The organism is Hymenobacter humi (assembly GCF_042665855.1).
GTDB lineage: Bacteria > Bacteroidota > Bacteroidia > Cytophagales > Hymenobacteraceae > Hymenobacter > Hymenobacter humi.
The window spans coordinates 695,403-714,866 of the sequence record NZ_JBHTEK010000001.1 but is presented as its reverse complement, the minus strand read 5'-3'; the positions used below and the strand labels follow the sequence as shown (position 1 = coordinate 714,866).

17 protein-coding genes and 3 pseudogenes are annotated in these 19,464 nt (G+C 60.1%); 19 read left to right on the top strand and 1 reads right to left on the bottom strand.

The features are described 5' to 3' along the window. Window positions 1–20 precede the first annotated feature (20 nt). From ACFQT0_RS03995 to ACFQT0_RS03930, 14 genes and pseudogenes are all read left to right on the top strand, one after another. A complete protein-coding gene (locus ACFQT0_RS03995; protein ID WP_380200572.1) occupies window positions 21–788 on the top strand; it encodes an exodeoxyribonuclease III in 768 nt (255 codons plus the stop codon). Between the two features lie 128 nt (window positions 789–916). Then, window positions 917–1,807, top strand: a complete 891-nt coding sequence (locus ACFQT0_RS03990) for a hypothetical protein (RefSeq protein ID WP_380200570.1) — start codon at window positions 917–919, stop codon at window positions 1,805–1,807. Window positions 1,808–1,920: 113 nt separating this feature from the next. Further along, on the top strand, window positions 1,921–4,383 hold the full coding sequence (locus tag ACFQT0_RS03985) for a DUF4175 family protein (RefSeq protein WP_380200568.1): 2,463 nt from the start codon (window positions 1,921–1,923) through the stop codon (window positions 4,381–4,383). A gap of 184 nt (window positions 4,384–4,567) precedes the next feature. After that, window positions 4,568–5,014: an ATP-binding protein gene (locus ACFQT0_RS03980; protein ID WP_380200566.1), complete on the top strand. Its 447-nt coding sequence runs from the start codon at window positions 4,568–4,570 to the stop codon at window positions 5,012–5,014. Between the two features lie 92 nt (window positions 5,015–5,106). Continuing rightward, on the top strand, window positions 5,107–5,382 hold the full coding sequence (locus ACFQT0_RS03975) for a hypothetical protein (RefSeq protein ID WP_380200564.1): 276 nt from the start codon (window positions 5,107–5,109) through the stop codon (window positions 5,380–5,382). Next, complete coding sequence (gene ybeY / locus ACFQT0_RS03970) at window positions 5,286–5,516, top strand: rRNA maturation RNase YbeY (RefSeq protein ID WP_380205903.1); 231 nt, start codon at window positions 5,286–5,288, stop codon at window positions 5,514–5,516. The genes ACFQT0_RS03975 and ybeY overlap by 97 nt, the downstream gene beginning before the upstream one ends. A 110-nt stretch (window positions 5,517–5,626) precedes the next feature. After that, window positions 5,627–6,424, top strand: a complete 798-nt coding sequence (locus tag ACFQT0_RS03965) for an arginine-tRNA-protein transferase (RefSeq protein ID WP_380200562.1) — start codon at window positions 5,627–5,629, stop codon at window positions 6,422–6,424. 165 nt (window positions 6,425–6,589) lie between these two features. Further along, a pseudogene (gene mnmG, locus ACFQT0_RS03960) lies at window positions 6,590–8,458 on the top strand (tRNA uridine-5-carboxymethylaminomethyl(34) synthesis enzyme MnmG). A gap of 193 nt (window positions 8,459–8,651) precedes the next feature. Continuing rightward, entirely contained in the window at window positions 8,652–9,590 is a 939-nt protein-coding gene (locus ACFQT0_RS03955; protein ID WP_380200560.1) for a class I SAM-dependent methyltransferase, read from the top strand. Window positions 9,591–9,796: 206 nt separating this feature from the next. Beyond that, window positions 9,797–11,302: an Ig-like domain-containing protein gene (locus ACFQT0_RS03950; RefSeq protein ID WP_380200558.1), complete on the top strand. Its 1,506-nt coding sequence runs from the start codon at window positions 9,797–9,799 to the stop codon at window positions 11,300–11,302. Next, entirely contained in the window at window positions 11,292–11,432 is a 141-nt protein-coding gene (locus ACFQT0_RS03945; protein WP_380200556.1) for a hypothetical protein, read from the top strand. Before ACFQT0_RS03950 ends, ACFQT0_RS03945 begins: the two co-directional genes overlap by 11 nt. Before the next feature lie 701 nt (window positions 11,433–12,133). After that, window positions 12,134–12,325, top strand: a complete 192-nt coding sequence (locus ACFQT0_RS03940; RefSeq protein ID WP_380200554.1) for a hypothetical protein — start codon at window positions 12,134–12,136, stop codon at window positions 12,323–12,325. Between the two features lie 68 nt (window positions 12,326–12,393). Beyond that, window positions 12,394–12,888, top strand: coding sequence for a DUF4385 domain-containing protein (locus ACFQT0_RS03935; protein ID WP_380200552.1), 495 nt, complete (start codon window positions 12,394–12,396; stop codon window positions 12,886–12,888). A 150-nt stretch (window positions 12,889–13,038) separates the two neighbouring features. Further along, window positions 13,039–13,524 carry a hypothetical protein gene (locus tag ACFQT0_RS03930; RefSeq protein WP_380200550.1) on the top strand — a complete coding sequence of 162 codons (486 nt, stop codon included), beginning with the start codon at window positions 13,039–13,041 and terminating at the stop codon, window positions 13,522–13,524. A 185-nt stretch (window positions 13,525–13,709) separates the two neighbouring features. Here the strand turns inward: ACFQT0_RS03930 and ACFQT0_RS03925 are convergent. After that, a pseudogene (locus ACFQT0_RS03925) lies at window positions 13,710–15,114 on the bottom strand (inorganic phosphate transporter). Between the two features lie 212 nt (window positions 15,115–15,326). On the opposite strand from ACFQT0_RS03925, the pseudogene ACFQT0_RS03920 reads away from it, so the two are divergent. The 5 genes and pseudogenes from ACFQT0_RS03920 (at window position 15,327) to ACFQT0_RS03900 (ending at window position 19,412) form a co-directional block, all read left to right on the top strand. Further along, window positions 15,327–16,792: pseudogene (locus ACFQT0_RS03920) on the top strand (glycine--tRNA ligase). A gap of 176 nt (window positions 16,793–16,968) precedes the next feature. Then, window positions 16,969–17,256 (top strand): hypothetical protein, encoded by a 288-nt coding sequence (locus ACFQT0_RS03915; RefSeq protein ID WP_380200549.1) that lies wholly within the window; start codon window positions 16,969–16,971, stop codon window positions 17,254–17,256. After that, on the top strand, window positions 17,172–17,654 hold the full coding sequence (locus tag ACFQT0_RS03910) for a hypothetical protein (protein ID WP_380200547.1): 483 nt from the start codon (window positions 17,172–17,174) through the stop codon (window positions 17,652–17,654). The genes ACFQT0_RS03915 and ACFQT0_RS03910 overlap by 85 nt, the downstream gene beginning before the upstream one ends. After that, on the top strand, window positions 17,645–18,262 hold the full coding sequence (locus tag ACFQT0_RS03905; protein WP_380200545.1) for an MMPL family transporter: 618 nt from the start codon (window positions 17,645–17,647) through the stop codon (window positions 18,260–18,262). Before ACFQT0_RS03910 ends, ACFQT0_RS03905 begins: the two co-directional genes overlap by 10 nt. Continuing rightward, window positions 18,159–19,412: an efflux RND transporter permease subunit gene (locus ACFQT0_RS03900; RefSeq protein ID WP_380200543.1), complete on the top strand. Its 1,254-nt coding sequence runs from the start codon at window positions 18,159–18,161 to the stop codon at window positions 19,410–19,412. Before ACFQT0_RS03905 ends, ACFQT0_RS03900 begins: the two co-directional genes overlap by 104 nt. The last annotated feature ends 52 nt before the right edge of the window (window positions 19,413–19,464 follow it).

Genomic DNA, 19,464 nt, shown 5'->3' with positions numbered 1-19,464 from the left:
ATGCTGAGCAAAGCCTTCGAATGAAAGTCATTTCTTACAACGTCAACGGCCTGCGCTCGGCCCTGAGCAAGGGCTTGCTGGAGTGGGTGGCTGCCGCGGCGCCCGACGTGCTGTGTTTGCAGGAAATCAAGGCCGGCCGCGAGGCCATGGACGTGTCCGGCTTTGAAGCGCTGGGCTACCGAGCCTACCTGCACCCCGCCCAGAAACCGGGCTACAGCGGCGTGGCCACGTTCACGAAAATTGAGCCAACCGCTGTGGTGCACGGCTGCGGCCAAAGCTGCTACGACGACGAAGGCCGCGTGCTGCGCCTGGATTTCGATAACGTGTCGGTGCTGAACACCTACATGCCTTCGGGCACCAGCGGGCCAGAGCGGCAGGCCTTCAAGGTGGAGTGGCTGCATTTCTTCCGAAAGTATGTAGAGGGGCTGAAGGCGGACAATGTGCCGCCGCTGCTCATTGGCGGCGATTTCAACTGCTGCCAGACGGCCATCGACCTGCACAACCCCAAGGCCAACCAGAACAGCCCGGGCTACACGCCCGAGGAGCGGCAGTGGTTCAAGGACTTCCTGGCCGATGGGTTCGTGGATACCTTCCGGCATCACCACGGCGAGGCCGTGGGGCACTATTCCTGGTGGAGCTACCGGGCCGGCTCGCGCCAGCGCAACGTGGGCTGGCGCCTCGACCACTGGCTGGCCGATGGTACCCTGCAACCACGCCTGACCGGCGCGGGTCTCTTGCCCGATGTGGTGCACTCCGACCACTGCCCAGCCTGGGTGGAGGTGGAGTAGCGTGGACGCTGCGAGTGCGCGCCGGAGCGAACGATGCGCGGACTCACAGCGTCCACGCTACCTCCTCGAACCAAGCACCCCGTCTTGATGTATCTTTCCTGAATAAGACCTCATTTATGGCGATGCTGATGGAGCGCGGCGCTGCGGCGGCCGAGTACCCCGCCCTGGCGCGGGTGCGAACGGAGCTAGAAGCCTTCAAGCGCAAGTTTTACCTGAACCTGCTGGTGCGCGGGGCGCTGGTGGCCGGTGGGCTGCTGCTCACGCTGTTTGTGGTGTTCAACGTGCTCGAGTACTTCCTCTACCTGCCCACGGTGGTGCGGGCGGGGCTGCTGTTCGGGTTTATTGGGCTAACGGTGTACAGCTTTGCGCGCTGGATTTGGCAGCCGCTGGCGGCCCTCACCAACCTGCGTCGGCTCTTGAGTGACGAGCAGGCCGCCCGCAGGGTAGGGGAGCTGTTTCCCGAAGTGCAGGACCGCCTCTTGAACGCCCTGCAGCTGCAGGGTCAGGCCCGCGATAACGCCCTGATTGCGGCCAGCCTGGAGCAGCGCGCGGCGCAGATGGGCAACATTTCGTTTGCCCAGGGCATCGACATCAAGCAGCAAAGCCGGCCCCTGTGGAAGTACGCGGCCGTACCGGTGGCCTTGCTGCTGGTGCTGCTGGCGTTTTATCCCAGCTTTCTGGTGCAGGGCACCAAGCGCATCTGGCACTACAAGCGGGCGTACTCGCCGCCGGCGCCGTTTCAGTTTGTCATCAAAAACCCCAAGCTGACGGCTTTCCGGGGAGAAGATTTTACGCTCAACGTGGGCGTGGCCGGTAACGCTTTGCCGGCTGAGGTAAGCATTGCCTACAACGACGGCGAGCGGCGCCTGAGCAAGGTGGCCGGCCGTGGCGGCGAGTTTCGCTACACGTTTGAGCAGCCGCAGGGCGACGTGACGTTTCAGCTCAAGGGCGCTGGGTTCAACTCGCCCGAGTACCACCACGGTACTGGAACGGCCCAACCTGCGCGATTTCAAGGTTAACATCACCTACCCGGCTTACACCGGCAAGGCGCCCGAAACCATCGAGAACGGCGGCAACCTGACGGTGCCTGAGGGCAGCACGGTGCAATGGCAGTTTGCCACGGCGGCCACCGATGAGCCTGGCCTTGGTGTTTCAAAACCCGGACGAGACCTTGGTCGCCAGCGGCGAAGACGGCAGCTTCGTGGCCACGCGCCGGGTGCTGCGCTCGCAGCCCTACTTACTCCGCCTGAAAAACCCGGCCAGCCTGAACCGCGACCCCATTTCCTATGAGCTTGCGGCCGTCCCCGACCAGGCACCCACGCTCACGCTGGAAGCCTTTCCGGACACGGTATCGCGGCGCTACCTGGCGCTGGGCGGCACCGTGCGCGACGACTACGGCCTGACCCGGCTGGAGCTGCACTACCGCCTGGTGCGGGGTGGCAATGCCCGGGCGGCGGGCAACTACGCCTCGCGGCCCCTGAACCTGCCCAGCGAAAGCGCCGGCACCTACGCCTACACCTGGAACCTGAACCCGCTGAACCTGCAGCCCGGCGACCGCCTCGAATACTACGTGGAGGCCTGGGACAACGACGGCGTGCACGGCCCCAAGGCCACGCGCACCCGGCCCGCGGAGTTCCGCCTGCCCGGCCGCCGCGAAATGAGCCGGGAGCTCGACGCCCAAGCCCAATCGGTGGCCGGCCAGATGAGCCAGGCCGCCAAGCAGAGCGAAAAGCTGGAGCGCGAGCTCGCCAAAGCCCAGGAGAAGCTCAAGACCAAGCGCGACCTGAGCTTCCAAGACCGCAAGCAGCTGGAAAACATGCTCGACCAGAAGCAGCAGATGAACCAGCAGATGGAGCAGATGCAGAAGATGTTTGAGCAGCTACAGCAGAAGCAAGACCAGCTCAACCCCAAGAGCGAGGAGATGGCCAAGAAGGCCGAGGAGCTGAAAAAGCTCATGAACGACCTGCTCGACCCCGAAACGAAGAAGCTCTACGACAAGCTGCAGAAGCTGCTGGAGCAGCAAAAGCAGCCCGACGCCGAGATGCAAAAGCTGCTGCAGCAGCTCGAAAACAAGGAAGACACCCTGCAGAAAGAGCTGGACCGCGCCCTCGAAATGTTCAAGCAAATGCAGCTGGAGCAGAAGGTCGAGGAAACCGCCAACAAGCTCGAGGAGCTGGCCAAGCAGGAAGAAAAGCTGGCCGACAAAACCCAGCAGAACGACAAGGACAACCCCGACAACAAGCTCAGCAACAAAGAACAAGAAACCAAAAACCAGCAACTCAAGCAGGAGCAGACCCAGAATCAGCTGGCCTTCGAAGACCTGAAAAAGGAGCTGCAGGACCTCAAGCAGATGGATAAGGAGCTCGGCGACCAGAACGGCATGGACGAGCAGAAGCCCGAGCAGGAGCAGACCGACCAGGACATGCAGGAAAGCCAGCAGGAACTCAGCAAAAACAAGAACTCCAAGGCCGCCGCCAAGCAGAAAAGCGCCGCTGACCGCATGAAAAAGATGGCCAAAAAGATGCGCGACCAGATGAGCGAGGAGGAAAGCGACCAGGCCCAGCAGAACATCGACGACCTGCGCGACATCCTCGAAAACCTGCTGACGCTGAGCTTCGACCAGGAAACCCTCATGAAGGACTTCCGCAAGGTGGACCAGTCCGACCCGCGCTTTGTGCAGCTCGGCCAGACCCAGCGCAAGCTGCGCGACGACGCCCGCATTGTGCAGGACTCGCTGTACGCCCTGGCCAAGAAGGAGCCCAAGATTCAGAGCTTCGTGACCCGCGAAGTGGGCGAGATGAACGGCCGCATGGACGAGTCGCTGACTCACATCCAGCAGCGCGACCCCGGCCGGGCCACCGCCACCCAGCAGCAGGCCATGACCAGCATGAACAACCTGGCCCTGATGCTGCAAAGCTCCCTCGACCAGATGCAGCAGGAAGCCCAGGCCGGCAAAGGCCAGCCTCAGGACGGCCAGGGTAAGCCCGGCAAGAAAAAGGGCAAGGGCAAAGGGCAGGGGCAAGGCAGCAAGCCCGGCCCCGGCAACATGGGCAAGATGCAGCAGCAGCTCAACGAGCAGATTCAGCAACTCTCGAAGAGTGGCAAATCGGGCCGCGAAATGTCGCAGGAGCTGGCCAAGCTAGCCGGCCAGCAGCAGATGCTGCGCAAGCCATGCAGCAGGCTCGACAAACTACAGCAGGGCAGCAAGCCCGGCGGCAAAGAAGGCCAGGGCAAGGAGGGTGGCAAAGAAGGCCAGGAAGGCGGCGCCAATGGCAAAGACGGCAAGGGGGAAAAGGGCGGCGATGGTACCGGCGAAATCAAAAAGATGATGGAGCAAACCGAGACCGACCTCGTGAACAAGCGCCTGACCGAAGAAACCATCATGCGCCAGCAGCAAATCCTCACCCGCCTGCTCGAAGTGGAAAAATCGGCCCGCGAACGCGACCAGGACACCAAGCGCGAAGCCCAAGCTGCTCAGTATAAATCCCCGGTTTTTCCGCCGGCTTTCGACAAATACAGGGCTAGCAAAGAACGCCAGACCGAATTGTTACGTAGTACTCCCCGAGCCTCACCCCGTACTACCAACGCGAGGTAGGCGAGTATTTTCAGAAAATCAAATAACGGTGGCTTCTGCCAAGCCGTTGGTCGTTTCGTTAACCAGTTAGTATTCTGCCGAAACCACGCTTCGGTGGGCGATATAATTTCTTGTGGCCCTTTGCCGTTAAAAGACTATTTTTGCCGCCCCTAATCCGCTGCCGCTCTTCCCATCAAACCGCCTTATGAAGCAGGTAAAAATTCAGATTCCGTCGCTCGTCGAAAACATCCGCGTGGTGGAGAGTTTTATCGATAATTCCAAGGATACCTTTCAGATTGAGGACGATATCTACGGCAACATCATGGTGGCCGTGACCGAGGCGGTGAACAACGCCATTCGCCACGGCAACAAATTCGATAAAGACAAAAACGTCTACTTGTCGCTGTTTGTGGAGCCGCAGGTGCTCAAGTTCGAAATCGAAGACGAGGGCGCGGGCTTTAATTACGACAACCTCGACGACCCCACGGCGCCCGAAAACCTGGAAAACCCCGGTGGCCGCGGCATCTTCCTCATCCGCCACCTGGCCGATGAGGTGGAGTTCAGCAAGGAAGGCCGCCGTGTGCAGCTCACGTTTCAGCTCACCGCCGCCCCCGTCGACGATACCCCCACTGCCGACCACATTGCCGCCTAACGTCGCATGATTAGCACCCCGCCGGTGGGGCCTCCCCACCACGAAAACTTCCCCCCGGCGAGCTACACCACGAGGCCCCGGGCATCGAATTCATGGTGGAAGACGTGCCCGAGTTTGAGCTCTCGGACGCCGAAAGCCTCGTGGAGTGGATTGAGCGCGTGGCGGCCGTGCACGAGCACCGCATTGTGCAGCTCACATACATTTTCTGCTCCGACGAATACCTACACCACTCAACGTCGAGTACCTCGACCACGACACCCTCACCGACGTCATCACGTTCGATAATTCCGACGACGCCGACATCATCGAGGGCGACATCTTCATCAGCGTGGAGCGGGTGCGCGAAAACGCCCAGGACCTGGGCGTGAGCTTCCGCGACGAGCTACACCGCGTCATGATTCACGGCGTGCTGCACCTGCTCGGCTACCACGACAAAGACCTGCTGAGCCAAACGGCCATGCGCGCCAAGGAAGACCACTGCTTGTCGCTGCGAACTTTCTAGGTCTTGTTCTGCTTATTCTAAGACCACCCGACGCCCGCTTTTAGTGGGCGTTGTCATGTCCAAGCCCGGCTGGCCGCGGTACCCGCATCCCCGTTTTTTGCTCCCGTTTTATGTCCGCCTCTTCTTCTGGTTTGCCCGTTATCCGGGGCGAAGCCTTGGATTTTTACCTGGGCCAGGGCTACTACCGCATGCAGCAGGACTTGTTCACCTGCCAGTTTGTGCCTTTTGATGGGCGCCTCTACACGGCCCACTGGCTGCGCGTGGTGCTGCCCCGCGTGGAATGGGGCCCCGAACAGCGCCGGTTGCTTCGCCGCAACGCCCGCTTTGCGGCCACCATCCAACCATTTCATCTCACCACGGAGCACGAAGAACTGTACGCCCGCTACCGCAGCGCCATCACCTTCGATGCCTCGCCCACCGTGGAGGCCGTGCTGCTGGGTGGGGCCGAGCACAACGTATTCAATACCTACATCGTCGAATTGCGCGACGGCCACCGGCTTGTGGCCGCCGGCATCTTCGACCGCGGCAACCGCAGCGTGGCCGGCATCCTGAACTTTTACGACCCCACGTACCGGCAGCATAGCCTGGGCAAGTACCTGCTTCTGCTGAAAACCGACTACGCCCGTCATCTGGGCCTGGATTATTACTACCCCGGCTACGTGGTGCACGACTACCCGAAGTTCGACTACAAGCTGTCGCTGAGCCCAGTGGCTACCGAAGTATTTGACAGCATCAGCGGCCGGTGGAAAAATTATTCCCGCGACGCCGTAGCTGCCAATTCAGCTGAGCTACTAGCCGACTGGCTCCCCGAGGCTTGCGCGAGCTTGCCGAAAAGCTTACGGGTTCTGCTGGGTAGCTACGGCTGTGCTTTAACCCGAATTTTGGAACCCGCAACTCGTTTCACGTGAAACTGGCTGCGGGTTTTTGATTTCGTAAATTTGTCACCCGCAACGCCGGCCGGGCTTTTTCGCGCCAAGCTTCGCAAAGTTGAAATCAAGTTTCGCAAAGCTTGGTTACAGCCTTTATCGCCCTGGCGAGACTTATTTTTAAACTCCGCGAGACCTCGCGCGCCTATGTTTCAGCAAGAAGATTACGACGTTATTGTAGTGGGCGCGGGCCATGCCGGCTGCGAAGCCGCGGCGGCGGCCGCCAACCTCGGCTCGAAAGTGCTGCTGGTGACGATGAACATGAACACCATCGCGCAGATGTCGTGCAACCCGGCCATGGGCGGCGTGGCCAAGGGCCAGATTGTGCGCGAAATCGACGCGCTGGGTGGCCAGTCGGGCATCATCACCGACCAGACCATGATTCAGTTCCGGATGCTGAACCGCTCCAAAGGTCCCGCCATGTGGAGCCCGCGCGCCCAGAGCGACCGGATGCGCTTTGCCGAAGCTTGGCGCCTGACGCTGGAAGGCATCAAAAATGTGGACTTCTGGCAGGAAGCCGTGACCGGCCTCGTGGTGGAAAACGACATTGTGGTGGGCGTGAAAACCCAGGCTCGGCATTGAGTTCCGGGGCAAGTCGGTGGTGCTCACCAACGGCACCTTCCTGAACGGCCTCATCCACATTGGCGAGAAGAACTTTGGGGGCGGCCGGGCCGCCGAGAAGGGCAGCCGCGGCATCACCGAGCAGGCTCGTGGAGCTGGGCTTTGAAGCCGGCCGCATGAAAACCGGCACCCCACCCCGCGTGGATGGCCGCAGCCTTGACTACTCCAAAATGGAAGTGCAGGGCGGCGACGACGTGCCCAGCAAATTCTCCTACCTCGACACGCCGCGCCTCACGCAGCAGCGGCCCTGCTACATCACCTACACCAACGAGCGGGTGCACAACATCCTGCGCGAGGGCTTCGAGAAGTCGCCCATGTTCCAAGGCCGCATCAAGGGCCTGGGGCCGCGCTACTGCCCGAGCGTGGAAGACAAAATCAACCGCTTTGCCGACAAAGACCGGCACCAGATTTTTGTGGAGCCCGAGGGCTGGAGCACCGTGGAGTGCTACATCAACGGTTTCAGGCTCGCTGCCCGAAGACGTGCAGTACCGCGCCCTGCGCGAAATCGCGGGCTTCGAAAACGCCAAGATGTTCCGCCCGGGCTACGCCATCGAGTACGACTTCTTCCCGCCCACCCAGCTTGGGCTGACGCTGGAGACCAAGCGCGTGCAGAACCTGTATTTCGCGGGCCAAATCAACGGCACCACGGGCTACGAGGAGGCAGCCTGCCAGGGCTTGATGGCCGGCATCAACGCCCACAACAAAGTGCACGGTAAGGCGCCCTTCGTGCTGAAAAGGAGCGAGGCCTACATCGGCGTGCTCATCGATGACCTGGTGAACAAAGGCACCGACGAGCCTTACCGCATGTTCACGAGCCGCGCCGAGCACCGCATTCTGCTGCGCCAGGACAACGCTGACCTGCGCCTCACCCCGCTGGGCCACGAGTTGGGCCTGGCTTCGGATGAGCGGCTTGAACGGGTACGGATGAAAGAAGCGCAAACGGCTGAAGTAGCCGAGCTGCTGCAGAAGTTTGGTATTGAAGCTGCTGAAGCGAACCCCATGCTGGTGGAGTTGGGCTCTGCCGAAATCCACGAAAAGACCCGCGCCGTGAACCTGCTGCGCCGGCCCAATGTGGAGCTGGCCGACCTGCGCCGGGCCCTGCCCGCGCTGGATGTGGCCCTGGCCGCGTTTGATGAAGAAGCCCTGGAGCAGGCCATCATCAACATCAAGTACGAAACCTACCTGCAGAAAGAGCACCAGCAGGCCGCCCGCCAGCAGGAGCTGGAAAACTTCGTGATTCAGGGCCGGCTCGATTACCGGGCCATGCCCGCGCTCAGCTACGAAGCCCGCGAAAAGCTGCTCAAGATTCAGCCCGAAACCATTGGGCAGGCTTCGCGCATCAGCGGCATTTCACCGGCCGATGTGTCGGTGCTGATGGTGTACCTGGGCCGATAGTTCTTGCCTGAACCTAACCGGAACGGTCCTGTCGAAACAGCCCAAGCGCTTTGGTTGGGCTGTTTCGACAGGACCGTTTTTGCAATTAAAGCTGGGCTATTCTGTTGCCGCTAAAATGTTGCGAACTTTGCCGGGCTATAAAAGTTGCTGCGCCGTACTATAAACGGCTGGCTTTTGCCCTTTAGAAGTATCCGTGTCCTACGAACGATTAGAAAGCTGCCCGGTGTGCGGCAAAACCGAGTTTCGCAACAAACTGGTGGTGGAAGACCGAACGGTGAGCCACGAAAGCTTTGCCATAGTGCAGTGCGCGGGCTGCAGTTTCCAGTTCACCAACCCCCGGCCCGACGAGGCCGACATTGGCCGGTACTACGAGTCGGATGACTACGTTTCGCACAACAGCGGCGCGGCCGGCCTGGTCAACCGCGCCTACAAGGTGGCCCGTTTTTTCACGATGCGCCGGAAGGTGGGCCTGCTCACCAAGTTTGCGCCCCGCCGCGGCAAGCTGCTGGATTACGGCTGCGGCACCGGCAACTTCCTGGCCGCGGCCAAATCGGCCGGCTGGGACGTAGCGGGCTTCGAGCCCAATGCCCGCGCCCGGGAAGAAGCCAGCCAGCGCCTCGGCCAGCCCATCGGGCAGGACGGCCTGGGGGCGCTTGAGCCCGGCACGTTCGATGCGATTACCCTCTGGCACGTGCTCGAACACGTGCACACCCTCAACGAAACCCTGGCCCAGCTCGCGGCGCTCCTCAAACCCGACGGCGTGATGCTGATTGCGGTGCCCAACGTGGAAAGCCTCGACGCCCAGCACTACCGCGAGCTGTGGGCCGCCTACGACGTGCCCCGCCACCTCTACCATTTCGCGCCCAAGACCATGGCCCAGCCTGCTCAAGAAGCACAAGCTGGCCATCCGCGAAACCTTGCCCATGCCGCTGGATGCCTATTACGTGAGCATGCTCAGCGAAAAGCACAAGGCCGAGCGGGCCGGCGGCCTGCTCACCGTTCTGAAGGCGGGCTACAAGTCCAACCAGTACGCCGAGCAGCACGAGGGACAGTACTCGAGCCTGCTATACGTGGCCGGACGACGCACTCCGGCGGCCTGAGGCGGCTTGCCAATGGGGAGAAGCCCGGCTGAAACCGACTGTTCGCGACTGCTCGTGCTCCCTGTAGCTTGGCTCGGGCTGGATTCGGTTTAAACTCCTTCGCCCACCTTTGCACCGGATACCGTGCGGCACGTTGCCGTCGTTACTGCCGAGTCTTGTACTGCCGCGCCAAGTGTTTTTGTGCGGCATGGCGGGGCGGCGGTTGTTGTGCTTACTCTCACCACGCTGTTGTTTTCTAATGTCCGTTCGCGCTGAACTGCTGGCTTTGCTGGCGCTGGTTGCCTTGCTCGAAAGCTGCGCTGCCGTGGCCCCGCCCCTCGGCGGTCCCCGCGACCGGACGCCACCGCGCCTCGTCAGCAGCTCGCCCGATAGCGCCGCCCGCAACGTGAAGCAGCAGTTCGTGCGGCTCAACTTCTCGGAAGCTGTGGTGACGAAGGACCTGAGCAAAAACCTGCTTATCACGCCCCAGCTCTCGGCTGACAACTCCTACAAGCTGCGCGAAGACCGCAACTCCATCACGCTGCTTTTCGACAAGCCGCTGGACGAGAACACCACCTACAGCTTCAATTTCCGGGAAGGCGTAGTGGACATTACTGAGGGGCTGCCGGCCCGCAATGCCGCGCTCAACTTCAGCACCGGCGCCGTCCTGGATTCCGGCAAAGTGAGCGGCACCGTCACCGATGTGCTCACGGCCAAACCCATTGCCGAAGCCAGCGTGGGCCTCTATCGCGATGCCGACACCGCCGGAGTGAAGCGCGGCCGCCCCTATTACACGGTGCTCACCGATAAAGAAGGCAAGTTCAGCCTGGGTTTTCTCAAGGCCGGGCCCTACAAAATCTATGCGCTGGCTGATAAGAACAACAACGGCCGCTACGACGAGGGCGAGAAAATTGCCTACCTGCCCGCCCCCATCACCATTGCCGGCAGCACGGCTGCGCCCGTTTCGCTGGTGCTCACCCAGCCCGACCGCCGACCGCCCCTGCTCACCACCCGGCAGCCCAGCCCCACGCAGCTGCGCCTGAGCTTCAACGAAGGCCTGCGCTCGGCGGCGTTGGCGCCCCTGGGCTCGGGCCAGGCGCCCGCCGCCGTGGCCGAGGCCCTGCTGCTCACCGACCGGGGCCGCACGGTAGTACTGTTCAAAACCCCGGAAGTAGGAGATGGCCGCTACCTGCTCACCACCGCCGACAGCACCGGCAACGTGGGCCGCGACACGCTGCAGGTGAAGTTTCCGGTGCCGCCGGCCACCGCCAGGAAAACCGTGAGCCCACCCCTGTATTCGGTGGAGGGGAGCCCGCGCACCGTCTACTCGGAGGGGCAGGTCAAGTTCAGCTTTGCTGTGCCCGTGCGCCTCGCCGCGGGCAAGCCCTTCGGCACGCTCATCGAGGATTCTACCCGGCGCCGCCCGTTGCGGGTGCCCGCCGATGGCACCCTCAGCCCCGACCGCACTGCACTTACCGTGCGCTTCAACACCAAAGCCCGGAAGCGCCTCGACATTGTGCTCGACAGCACGGCCCTCACGGCCATTACCGGGCAGCCGTTGCGGCTGCGGCCGCTGCGCCTGGGCATCAGCGAGCAGGACGTGTCTACCAGCCTAAGCGGCACGATTACCACCAAGGAAAAGAGCTTCGAGCCTGCAGCTGCTCGACGACAAGCTGCAAGTGGTAGCCAGCCTCGTTTCGCCCAAAGGCACCTACACATTCTCAGACATTGCCCCCGGCACCTACCGCCTCCGCGTGCTGATTGACGCCGACGGCGATGGCAAATGGCGCAACGGCGACCCCAACCTGCTGCTGGCCCCCGAGCCCGTGTTCCTCGACCCCCGGCCTCAGCAAATTCGCGCGGGCTTCGATATCGTGACGCCCCTCAAGTTTTAGAGCATCCTGGCGCACTTGAGCTAACTTTCGAGTAGGCTTGTCGGCGCTTTGCGAGTGTATATTGGTAGAGCAAAGTATAAATATCTTGAAAGCCTCCCCGAGGCATTTAGACCGGATTCTCCTTTCATGCAAAGGGCATTCCGGCCGTACCCCGCTTTGCCCGGGCTTCGCTGATTTCCCTTCTCTGAGGCCTCTCACCTGACACTGCCACTTGGGCTAACCCCACTTGCCAAAACAGGCTTGAAAGCCCTCTTTTATCCACATTCGTGGATAACTATTCGCTATTTCCAGTTACTGAGGGCCATTTTAGCGGCTAATCCACCGGTTTTCCACTGGCTTTTCCACATTCCTTTTGCGCTGTGAGTAATTTCGGGGATAACCTGGGGGATAGTGGAAAGCTGAACGGGGATAAGTGGGGTACAAGTTTTTTTGGTGGTTTGCCGCCCTGCACAGGGGGAAACCAGCGGGGATAACCGTGGATAACTTCTCCACGCCAAAAGGCCTTCCCACATCCCCATTTTCGTGGGGACAGGGAAAATGTGGAAAGGGGGTTTCGATGTTGAAAAACAAAACAAATCGTTGATAAACAGTGTCTTGTTTTCCACAATACCGGTGGATACCGCGTGGATAAGGCCGTGCTTTCCCCACGTTTTCCACGCTGGGGATAACCTCCCGAGCTTATCCACTTATCAACCGACCTAATGAGTGGAAACAAAGAAGGTTTTTTAGAAAAAAGATTTAACAAAAAATTAAGGTTGGGGAAAACCCGAATCAAGGGTTTGTTCCCGAATCAAAAGTTTGAGCATCGACCACTGGCTCGGGAGCTTGCTTCTGATTTAATCTTTCAACCCACCACTGATTTTGGTGCCGCATGCAAAAGCAGCTTTGGCTAGGCGTTTTCCACATGGCGGGCCAGGGAAGGTGGATATCCTCGCGCTGCCCGGTTTGCGTATAGCGCCCGATGCCGTTCGACTACACCCTCGATTTCCACACCGTCGACTTCCGCCAGCACCCCGAGCTGTACCGCGTGGGCCGGGGCGAGCAGGGGGTACTGCTGGTACAGCCCTACAAGGGCGAAATCCTGCCCCACTGGCGCTTCAAAGACGCTGCGGCAGCCACCGAGTCGTCGGAGGTGATATACGGGCTGTTTGAGGCTTATTTGAAGGCCCACGATTTTGTGGGGGCCGACATGGCCCGGAAGTTTATCCAGATGGGCTTTACGCGGGCCCGGCGCTATGCCAACCACCGCGGCGGCAAGAAATACGCCGGCCCCGTACCCGACGACAAGAAAGGCCAAAGCGGCGCCCACGGCCGCGCCGAGCTCCCGCGCACCGACCACCCCGACGAGGACAAGGTGGAAGCCGCGGCCATCTTCAAGCGCAAGTGGGACCAGGCCAAAGTCCACCCCGAGTACCTCCAGCAAAAAGAAGCCTTCATCCAGAAATACGGGAAATAAGCGTTGGTTGCTCGTTTCTGGTTGCTGGTTTCTCGTTGCCAGTCCCAGACAGACGCGGTATCTGAGAACAAGCAACGAGAAACCAGCAACCAGAAACGAGCAACCCGCAACCAACATCTACCTTTGCTACCTCCCCTTTAATCCAATCGCATGAGCACCACCCAACCCTCCAGCATCGAGGAAAACGAAATTATTCTGGGCACCGGCATGGGCCCGCTGCGCTTTGGCGCGACCATGGACGAGGTACGCACCCTCGTCGGCGAGCCCGAGGAGATTGAAGAGTCCGACGACGACGACGACTTCGAGCACCAGGCCTGGAACTACCACGAAGACGACTACCTGCTTTCGCTCTACTTCGACCGCGAAGACGACTTCCGCCTGAGCTGTATCGAAACCGACAACCCTAACATGCGCCTGTTCGGCGAGAACATCTACGGCCAGAGCGTCGACCAAATCAAGGCCCTGATGCAGCGCCACAACCAGCCCGTTCCCGAGATGGAAACCATGGAGGAAGGCGCGGTGCGGCTGTCGTACGAGAAGTCGATGATTGACTTATATTTTGAAGAAGGCGAGCTGCAATTCGTGAATTTCGGCGTCTTCATCAACGACGACATGGAAGTGCAGTGGCCCAAATAAGGCGGACTTATCCACATTTCCGGCCTTTTTCGCTGTGGATAAGTGGACAAGTCGGTGAAAACAGCTGGTTTACACCTGTATTTCTCAGTTTCGCTAGCAACGGCTGGGTTTGCTAAATATCCGAGCACAAAAAAAGGCTGCCCCGTGAGAGGCAGCCTTTTTTGTGTTTTAATCGGCCGAGCTTACTAGCCCAACAAAGCGCGGAACAGCAGAAACAACAAGCCCGAAAGCACCATCGTGACGGGCAGGGTGAGCACCCAGGCAAGGGCAATGTTGCGCACCATGCCGGGGTTGATGTTCTTCACGCCGCGGCTGGCCACCATGCTGCCCGCGATGGACGAAGTGAGCACGTGCGTGGTAGAAGCCGGCAGGCCAAACTGGGTGCTGATGCCAATCATGCCAGCGGCCACCGGCTCGGAGGAGGCGCCCTGCGCATAGCTCAGGTGCTCCTTGCCGATGCGCTCGCCGATGGTTTTCACGATGCGCTGCCAGCCTATCATGGTGCCCACCGCCAGCGAGATGCTGACCATGAACAGCACCCACCACGGGGCATAGTCGGTGAAGGTCTTCATTTCCTTAATGGCCGCATCGTAAATGTCCCTGTCCTGGGTGCTCAAACTCACTTTTTCGGAGCCGAGCAGCTTTTTGGCCCGGTTGGCGATGAGCAGAATGTCGCGACGAATTTCGAAGCGGGTCTTCTGTGGCAGGTCCTGGATGCGGGTGGTGTTAGCAAAAATGCGGTCGAGGTCGTTGGTCTGGGTCTCGATTTCGCTCAGCATTTTGCTGTCGGCCGGGCTCAGGCTCGTTGCGGTTCACGCGGTTCATCACGTACTCCACTTTGCCCAACGACTCGCGCAGGTCGAGCGGGTTCTTGCTTTGGTCGAGGGCAAAGAAGCTGGGCACGATGCCGATAAGAATCAGCATGATGAGGCCCACGCCTTTCTGTCCGTCGTTGGAACCGTGGAAAAAGCTCACCAGCGTGCAGGTCACAATCAGCGTCAGGCGAATCCACAGGGGCGGGGGCTTACGCTTGTGCGGCTCCTTGAAAATGGCCTTGCTGGGCACGAAGCGCTTGAAGAGGAACATCATGCCGATGGTGAGCGCAAAGCCCAGCAGCGGGCCCACGAGCAGGGCAATGCCCGTTTCGCCGGCTTTGGCCCAGTTCACGGCCGAGCCTTTGGACTCGGGCAGCAGCGAAAAGGCAATGCCTACGCCCAAAATTGAGCCAATAAGCGCATGCGAGCTCGAGGCGGGGATGCCGTAGTACCAGGTGCCCACGTTCCAGATGATGGCCCCCAGGATGAGGGCGCCCACCATGGCAATGCCGTGGTACACGTTGGCATCGACGAGGCTCTCGACCGGGAGCAGGTACACAATGCCCATGGCCACGCCGATGCCGCCGGCAAATACGCCGATGAAGTTCCAGAACGCCGACCACACCACCGCCACCCAGGGCCGCAGCGTGTTGGTGTAAATAACGGTGGCCACGGCGTTGGCCGTGTCGTGAAAGCCATTGACGAACTCGAACGCGCAGGCGGCCAGCAGGCACACGCCGAGAAGCAGCAGCACGTGAGGTTCTAAACCAAACATAAACAGGAAATTGGTGGGTAATTAAGGTGAATCATGGGTCAAAGGTAGGGAGGTAGCTTACAGACGCTATGTTACCGAATTGTGTCCTAACTGCTGCGCTCAGCCGGCGCCGCGCCAAACTTGGGCTTGTACGCAGAAGTTTTGGCTTGTGCCACATCGGCCTACTTTTGTAAGTATGAACCCAGCACTCGAAACCACCCAGGCTCAAGGATATTGTGGCCCACGCCAAGGAATACGGCTTCGTATTCCAGTCCTCCGAAATCTATGATGGCCTGGCCGCCGTGTACGACTACGGCCCCAACGGCGTGGAGCTGAAAAACAACCTCAAGCGGCTGTGGTGGGAGGCCATGACCCAGCTGCACCACGACGTGGTGGGCATCGACGCGGCCATTTTCATGGCGCCCCAGACCTGGAAAGCCTCAGGCCACATCGACGGCTTCAACGACCCCATGGTGGATAACCTGGACAGCAAGAAGCGCTACCGCGCCGACGTGCTGCTCGAGGAAAAAGCCGCCGAGTACGAAAACGCCGGCGACCCCGCTCGCGGCGCGTCCCTCACGGCCGAGATGGGCCGCCTGCTCACCGAGAACGACCTGGCCGGCGTGCGCCAGCTCATCATCGACGAAAAATTCTCTGCCCCGTGTCCAAAACCGGCAACTGGACCGAGGTGCGCCAGTTCAACCTGATGTTCTCGACCCAGGGCTCGGCCGTGGACTCGGATGCGCCGCCCGTGTACCTGCGCCCCGAAACCGCCCAGGGCATTTTCGTGAACTTCCTGAACGTGCAGAAGTCGGCCCGCATGAAGATTCCCTTCGGCATTGCCCAAATCGGCAAAGCCTTCCGGAACGAGATTGTGGCCCGGCAGTTCATTTTCCGGATGCGGGAGTTTGAGCAGATGGAGATGCAATTCTTCGTGCGCCCCGGCACCGAGGGCGAGTGGTACGACACCTGGAAAGCCGCCCGCCGCAAGTTTCACGAAGCCATCGGCCTGCCCGCCGAGAAGCTGCGCTTCCACGACCACGACAAGCTGGCTCACTACGCCAAAGCCGCCGTCGACATCGAGTACGAATTCCCCTTCGGCTTCAAGGAAATTGAAGGCATTCACTCGCGCTCCGACTTCGACCTGACCCAGCACCAGGCCCTGAGCCGCAAAAAGCAGCAGTATTTCGACGCCGACATCGACCCCGCCACCGGCAAGGCCTACGGCAACTACGTGCCTTTCGTGGTAGAAACCTCAGTGGGCGCCGACCGCCTGTTTCTGGCCACGATGTGCAATGCCTTCACGGAGGAAACCATCACCGAAGGGGAGGGCGAGGCCCAGCAAACCAAAACTCGCACGTTCCTGAAGCTGCATCCGGCCGTGGCCCCGGTGAAAGCCGCCATCTTCCCGCTCGTCCGCAAAGACGGCATGCCCGAAAAAGCCCAAGAAATTTTCGACGCCCTGCGCTACGACTTCCGCCTAGTGCTGGAAGAGCGCGACGCCATCGGCAAGCGCTACACCCGCCAGGACCTCATCGGTACGCCCTTCTGCATCGTGGTCGACGGCCAGACCCTGGAAGACGACACCGTGACGGTGCGCCACCGCGACTCCCGCGAGCAAACCCGCATGCCGATTTCGGAGCTGCGCAGCTACATCGGCGAGGCCGTGAGCTTCCGCCGCATCTTCGAGAAACTGTAGGAGCTGCTTGCTACCAAAATCAGCTCAACTCAACCAAAAAAAGCCCCGACTCAGCTCCGAGTCGGGGCTTTTTGCTTAGCTCAATTTAGCTCGGCCGGCTGCCCTGTCTTTGGGCCACGGCCAGGGGAGGTTACCCCGCGCTACGCTTACGTAACTTTGCCTTTTTGCAGGGTTTTATGTGGGAGCGTCTCGCCTATTTCATTATCCGGTTCCGGCTGTCGCTGATTGCGGTGCTGGCCGTCATCACCGTGTTCATGGCCTGGAAAGCCAAGGACGTGGAGATGACCTACGACTTTGCCCAGGTCGTGAGTCCGAACGACCCGGACATGATTTATTTCCAGGACTTTAAAAGACCTTCGGCGAAGACGGCAACGTGCTGGTGGTGGGCCTGCAAGACAGCTCGGTGTACAAGCTGGGCAATTTCAACGAGCTCCGCCAGCTCACCGACACCCTTGCCAAAGTAGAAGGCGTGAATGGCGTGCTCAGCGTGAGCAAGCTGCTCAATATCAGCAAGGACACCGCCAATAACAGCTTCAAGGCCACGCCCATTTTTAAAACTGCGCCCCGCAGCCAGGCCGAACTGGATAGCCTGATGCGGCTGGTCAACAGCATAGAGTTCTACAAGGGCCAGCTCATCAGCCCCGTCACCGGGGCCACGCTGCTGGCTCTCACCATGGACCCGAAGTACCTGAATTCGTCGCGCCGCCAGGCTGTGATGAACAACATTCTGGGCTTCACCAAGCAGTTTGAGCAGAAAACCAAAATCAAGCTCCACTACGCCGGCCTGCCCTACGTGCGCTCCACCATGACGAGCAAGGTGGCGTCGGAAATGAAGTTTTTACCCTGCTGGCCATGGTCGTGACCGGGCTCACGCTGCTGGTGTTCTTCCGCACGTGGTCGGCGGTGGTGTTTCCGCTCATTGTGGTGGGCGTTACGGTTATCTGGTGCATCGGCTCGATTGTGCTGCTGGGCTTTAAAATCAACCTGCTCACGGGCCTGATTCCGAGTATTATCGTCGTTATCGGCATTCCGAACTGCACTTACCTGCTCTCGCGCTACCACTACGACTACCGAAAATCGGGCAACCAGATGCTGGCCATGACGCGGGTAATCCGCAAAATTGGGCTGGTTACCCTGATGAACAACACGACCACGGCCGTGGGCTTCATCGTGTTTGCCTTCACGGATATTGCCATTCTGTACCAGTTCGGTTTGGTGGCCACCATCAACATTTTCGCGGCTTTTGTCATCAGCTTTATCCTGATTCCGGCCGTGTTCAGCATGCTGCCGCCGCCCACGCCCAAGCAGGCTCGAGCACCTCGATGCCAAGCCGCTCACCAAGCTGCTGGAGTTTTTCGATTACCTCGTGCTCGACCGCCGGCCCACCGTGTATGTGGCGGCCCTGGTGATGGTAGCCGGCGCGGCGTTCGGCATTTCGCGCATCGAATCCGTCTCCTACATGGTCGATGACTTGCCCAAGAAAAGCTCTGTCAATGCCGATTTGACCTTCTTCGAGAGCCATTTCAACGGTGTGATGCCGCTGGAATTCGAAGTCGATACCCACAAAAAGCGCGGCCTGCTCAAGCTCAAGAACCTGGAGAAAATCGACCAGTTCGAGAAGTTCCTGCGCACCCAGCCCGAGCTGTCGCCGCCCGTCAGTCTGGTTTCCTTCCTCAAAGCCAGCACCCAGGCCTTCTACAACGGCGACCCCAAGTTCTTCCGCCTGCCCGATAACTCGGAGCGCCCCTACATCCTCACGGCCCTGGCCAACTCCAAGGGCGCCGGCAACGAGGCGGGCATGAACAGCAAGCTGCTGCGCTCCTTCGCCGACAGCACCGGCCAGCGGGCCCGCATCAGCCTCAAAATCGCCGATATCGGCTCGCAGAACCTCGATTCGCTGATGAACCAGCGCATCCTGCCCGAGATGGACCGCATTTTCGCTGGCTCGGGCATGGATATTCGCCCCACTGGCACCACCATCATCTTCACCAAGGGCAACGAGTACATCATTCACACCCTGCGCGAAAGCCTGCTGCTGGCCTTTGGGCTGGTGGGGCTGGTGGTGCTCATTCTCTTCCGCTCGTTCAAAACGGTACTGTTTGCCCTTATTCCGAACGCCGTGACGCTGGTATTAACGGCCGGCATTATGGGCTTTTTCAACATTCCGCTCAAGCCCAGCACGGCCCTGATTTTCGTGATTGCGCTGGGCATTGACGGCGACAACTCCATTCACCTGCTGGCCAAATTCCGCCAGGAAATGGCCCTGAATGGCCAGCGCGTGCGCGAAGCCGTATCGGTTACGCTGAGCGAGGCCGGCACGAGCATGATTTACACCAGCATTGTGCTGTTCGTCGGTTTCAGCATTTTCGCCTTCAGCGAATTCGGCGGGACCAAAGCGTTGGGATTGTTAATGTCGGCTTCGTTGTTAATCACCAACTTTTCCAACCTGATTCTGCTGCCCGCCATGCTCATCACCTTCGACCATGGCAAAGGCAACTCGATTGATAACAACGCGTTGATTCGCCATTACGACGAGTCTTACCACGAAGAAGACGACGACGCAGATTTGGACCTGGCCCGCATGAAAAAGGAAGGCGACGTTGGTACTTATGAGATTTAAGACACTCGGATTACCTGAAGAAAAATAAAGAACGTCATGCTGTGCGCAGCCG

What these genes read in the sequence shown, in the direction of transcription:
- ACFQT0_RS03965 (WP_380200562.1), top strand. Translation starts at nt 5,627, where the DNA reads ATGTCCGCCTCTTCTTCTGGTTTGCCCGTTATCCGGGGCGAAGCCTTG.
- ACFQT0_RS03950 (WP_380200558.1), top strand. Translation starts at nt 9,797, where the DNA reads ATGTCCGTTCGCGCTGAACTGCTGGCTTTGCTGGCGCTGGTTGCCTTG.
- ACFQT0_RS03905 (WP_380200545.1), top strand. Translation starts at nt 17,645, where the DNA reads ATGGTCGTGACCGGGCTCACGCTGCTGGTGTTCTTCCGCACGTGGTCG.
- ACFQT0_RS03930 (WP_380200550.1), top strand. Translation starts at nt 13,039, where the DNA reads ATGAGCACCACCCAACCCTCCAGCATCGAGGAAAACGAAATTATTCTG.
- ACFQT0_RS03935 (WP_380200552.1), top strand. Translation starts at nt 12,394, where the DNA reads ATGCCGTTCGACTACACCCTCGATTTCCACACCGTCGACTTCCGCCAG.
- ACFQT0_RS03990 (WP_380200570.1), top strand. Translation starts at nt 917, where the DNA reads ATGGAGCGCGGCGCTGCGGCGGCCGAGTACCCCGCCCTGGCGCGGGTG.
- ACFQT0_RS03980 (WP_380200566.1), top strand. Translation starts at nt 4,568, where the DNA reads ATGAAGCAGGTAAAAATTCAGATTCCGTCGCTCGTCGAAAACATCCGC.
- ACFQT0_RS03985 (WP_380200568.1), top strand. Translation starts at nt 1,921, where the DNA reads ATGAGCCTGGCCTTGGTGTTTCAAAACCCGGACGAGACCTTGGTCGCC.
- ACFQT0_RS03915 (WP_380200549.1), top strand. Translation starts at nt 16,969, where the DNA reads ATGTGGGAGCGTCTCGCCTATTTCATTATCCGGTTCCGGCTGTCGCTG.
- ACFQT0_RS03995 (WP_380200572.1), top strand. Translation starts at nt 21, where the DNA reads ATGAAAGTCATTTCTTACAACGTCAACGGCCTGCGCTCGGCCCTGAGC.
- ACFQT0_RS03940 (WP_380200554.1), top strand. Translation starts at nt 12,134, where the DNA reads ATGAGTGGAAACAAAGAAGGTTTTTTAGAAAAAAGATTTAACAAAAAA.
- ACFQT0_RS03975 (WP_380200564.1), top strand. Translation starts at nt 5,107, where the DNA reads ATGGTGGAAGACGTGCCCGAGTTTGAGCTCTCGGACGCCGAAAGCCTC.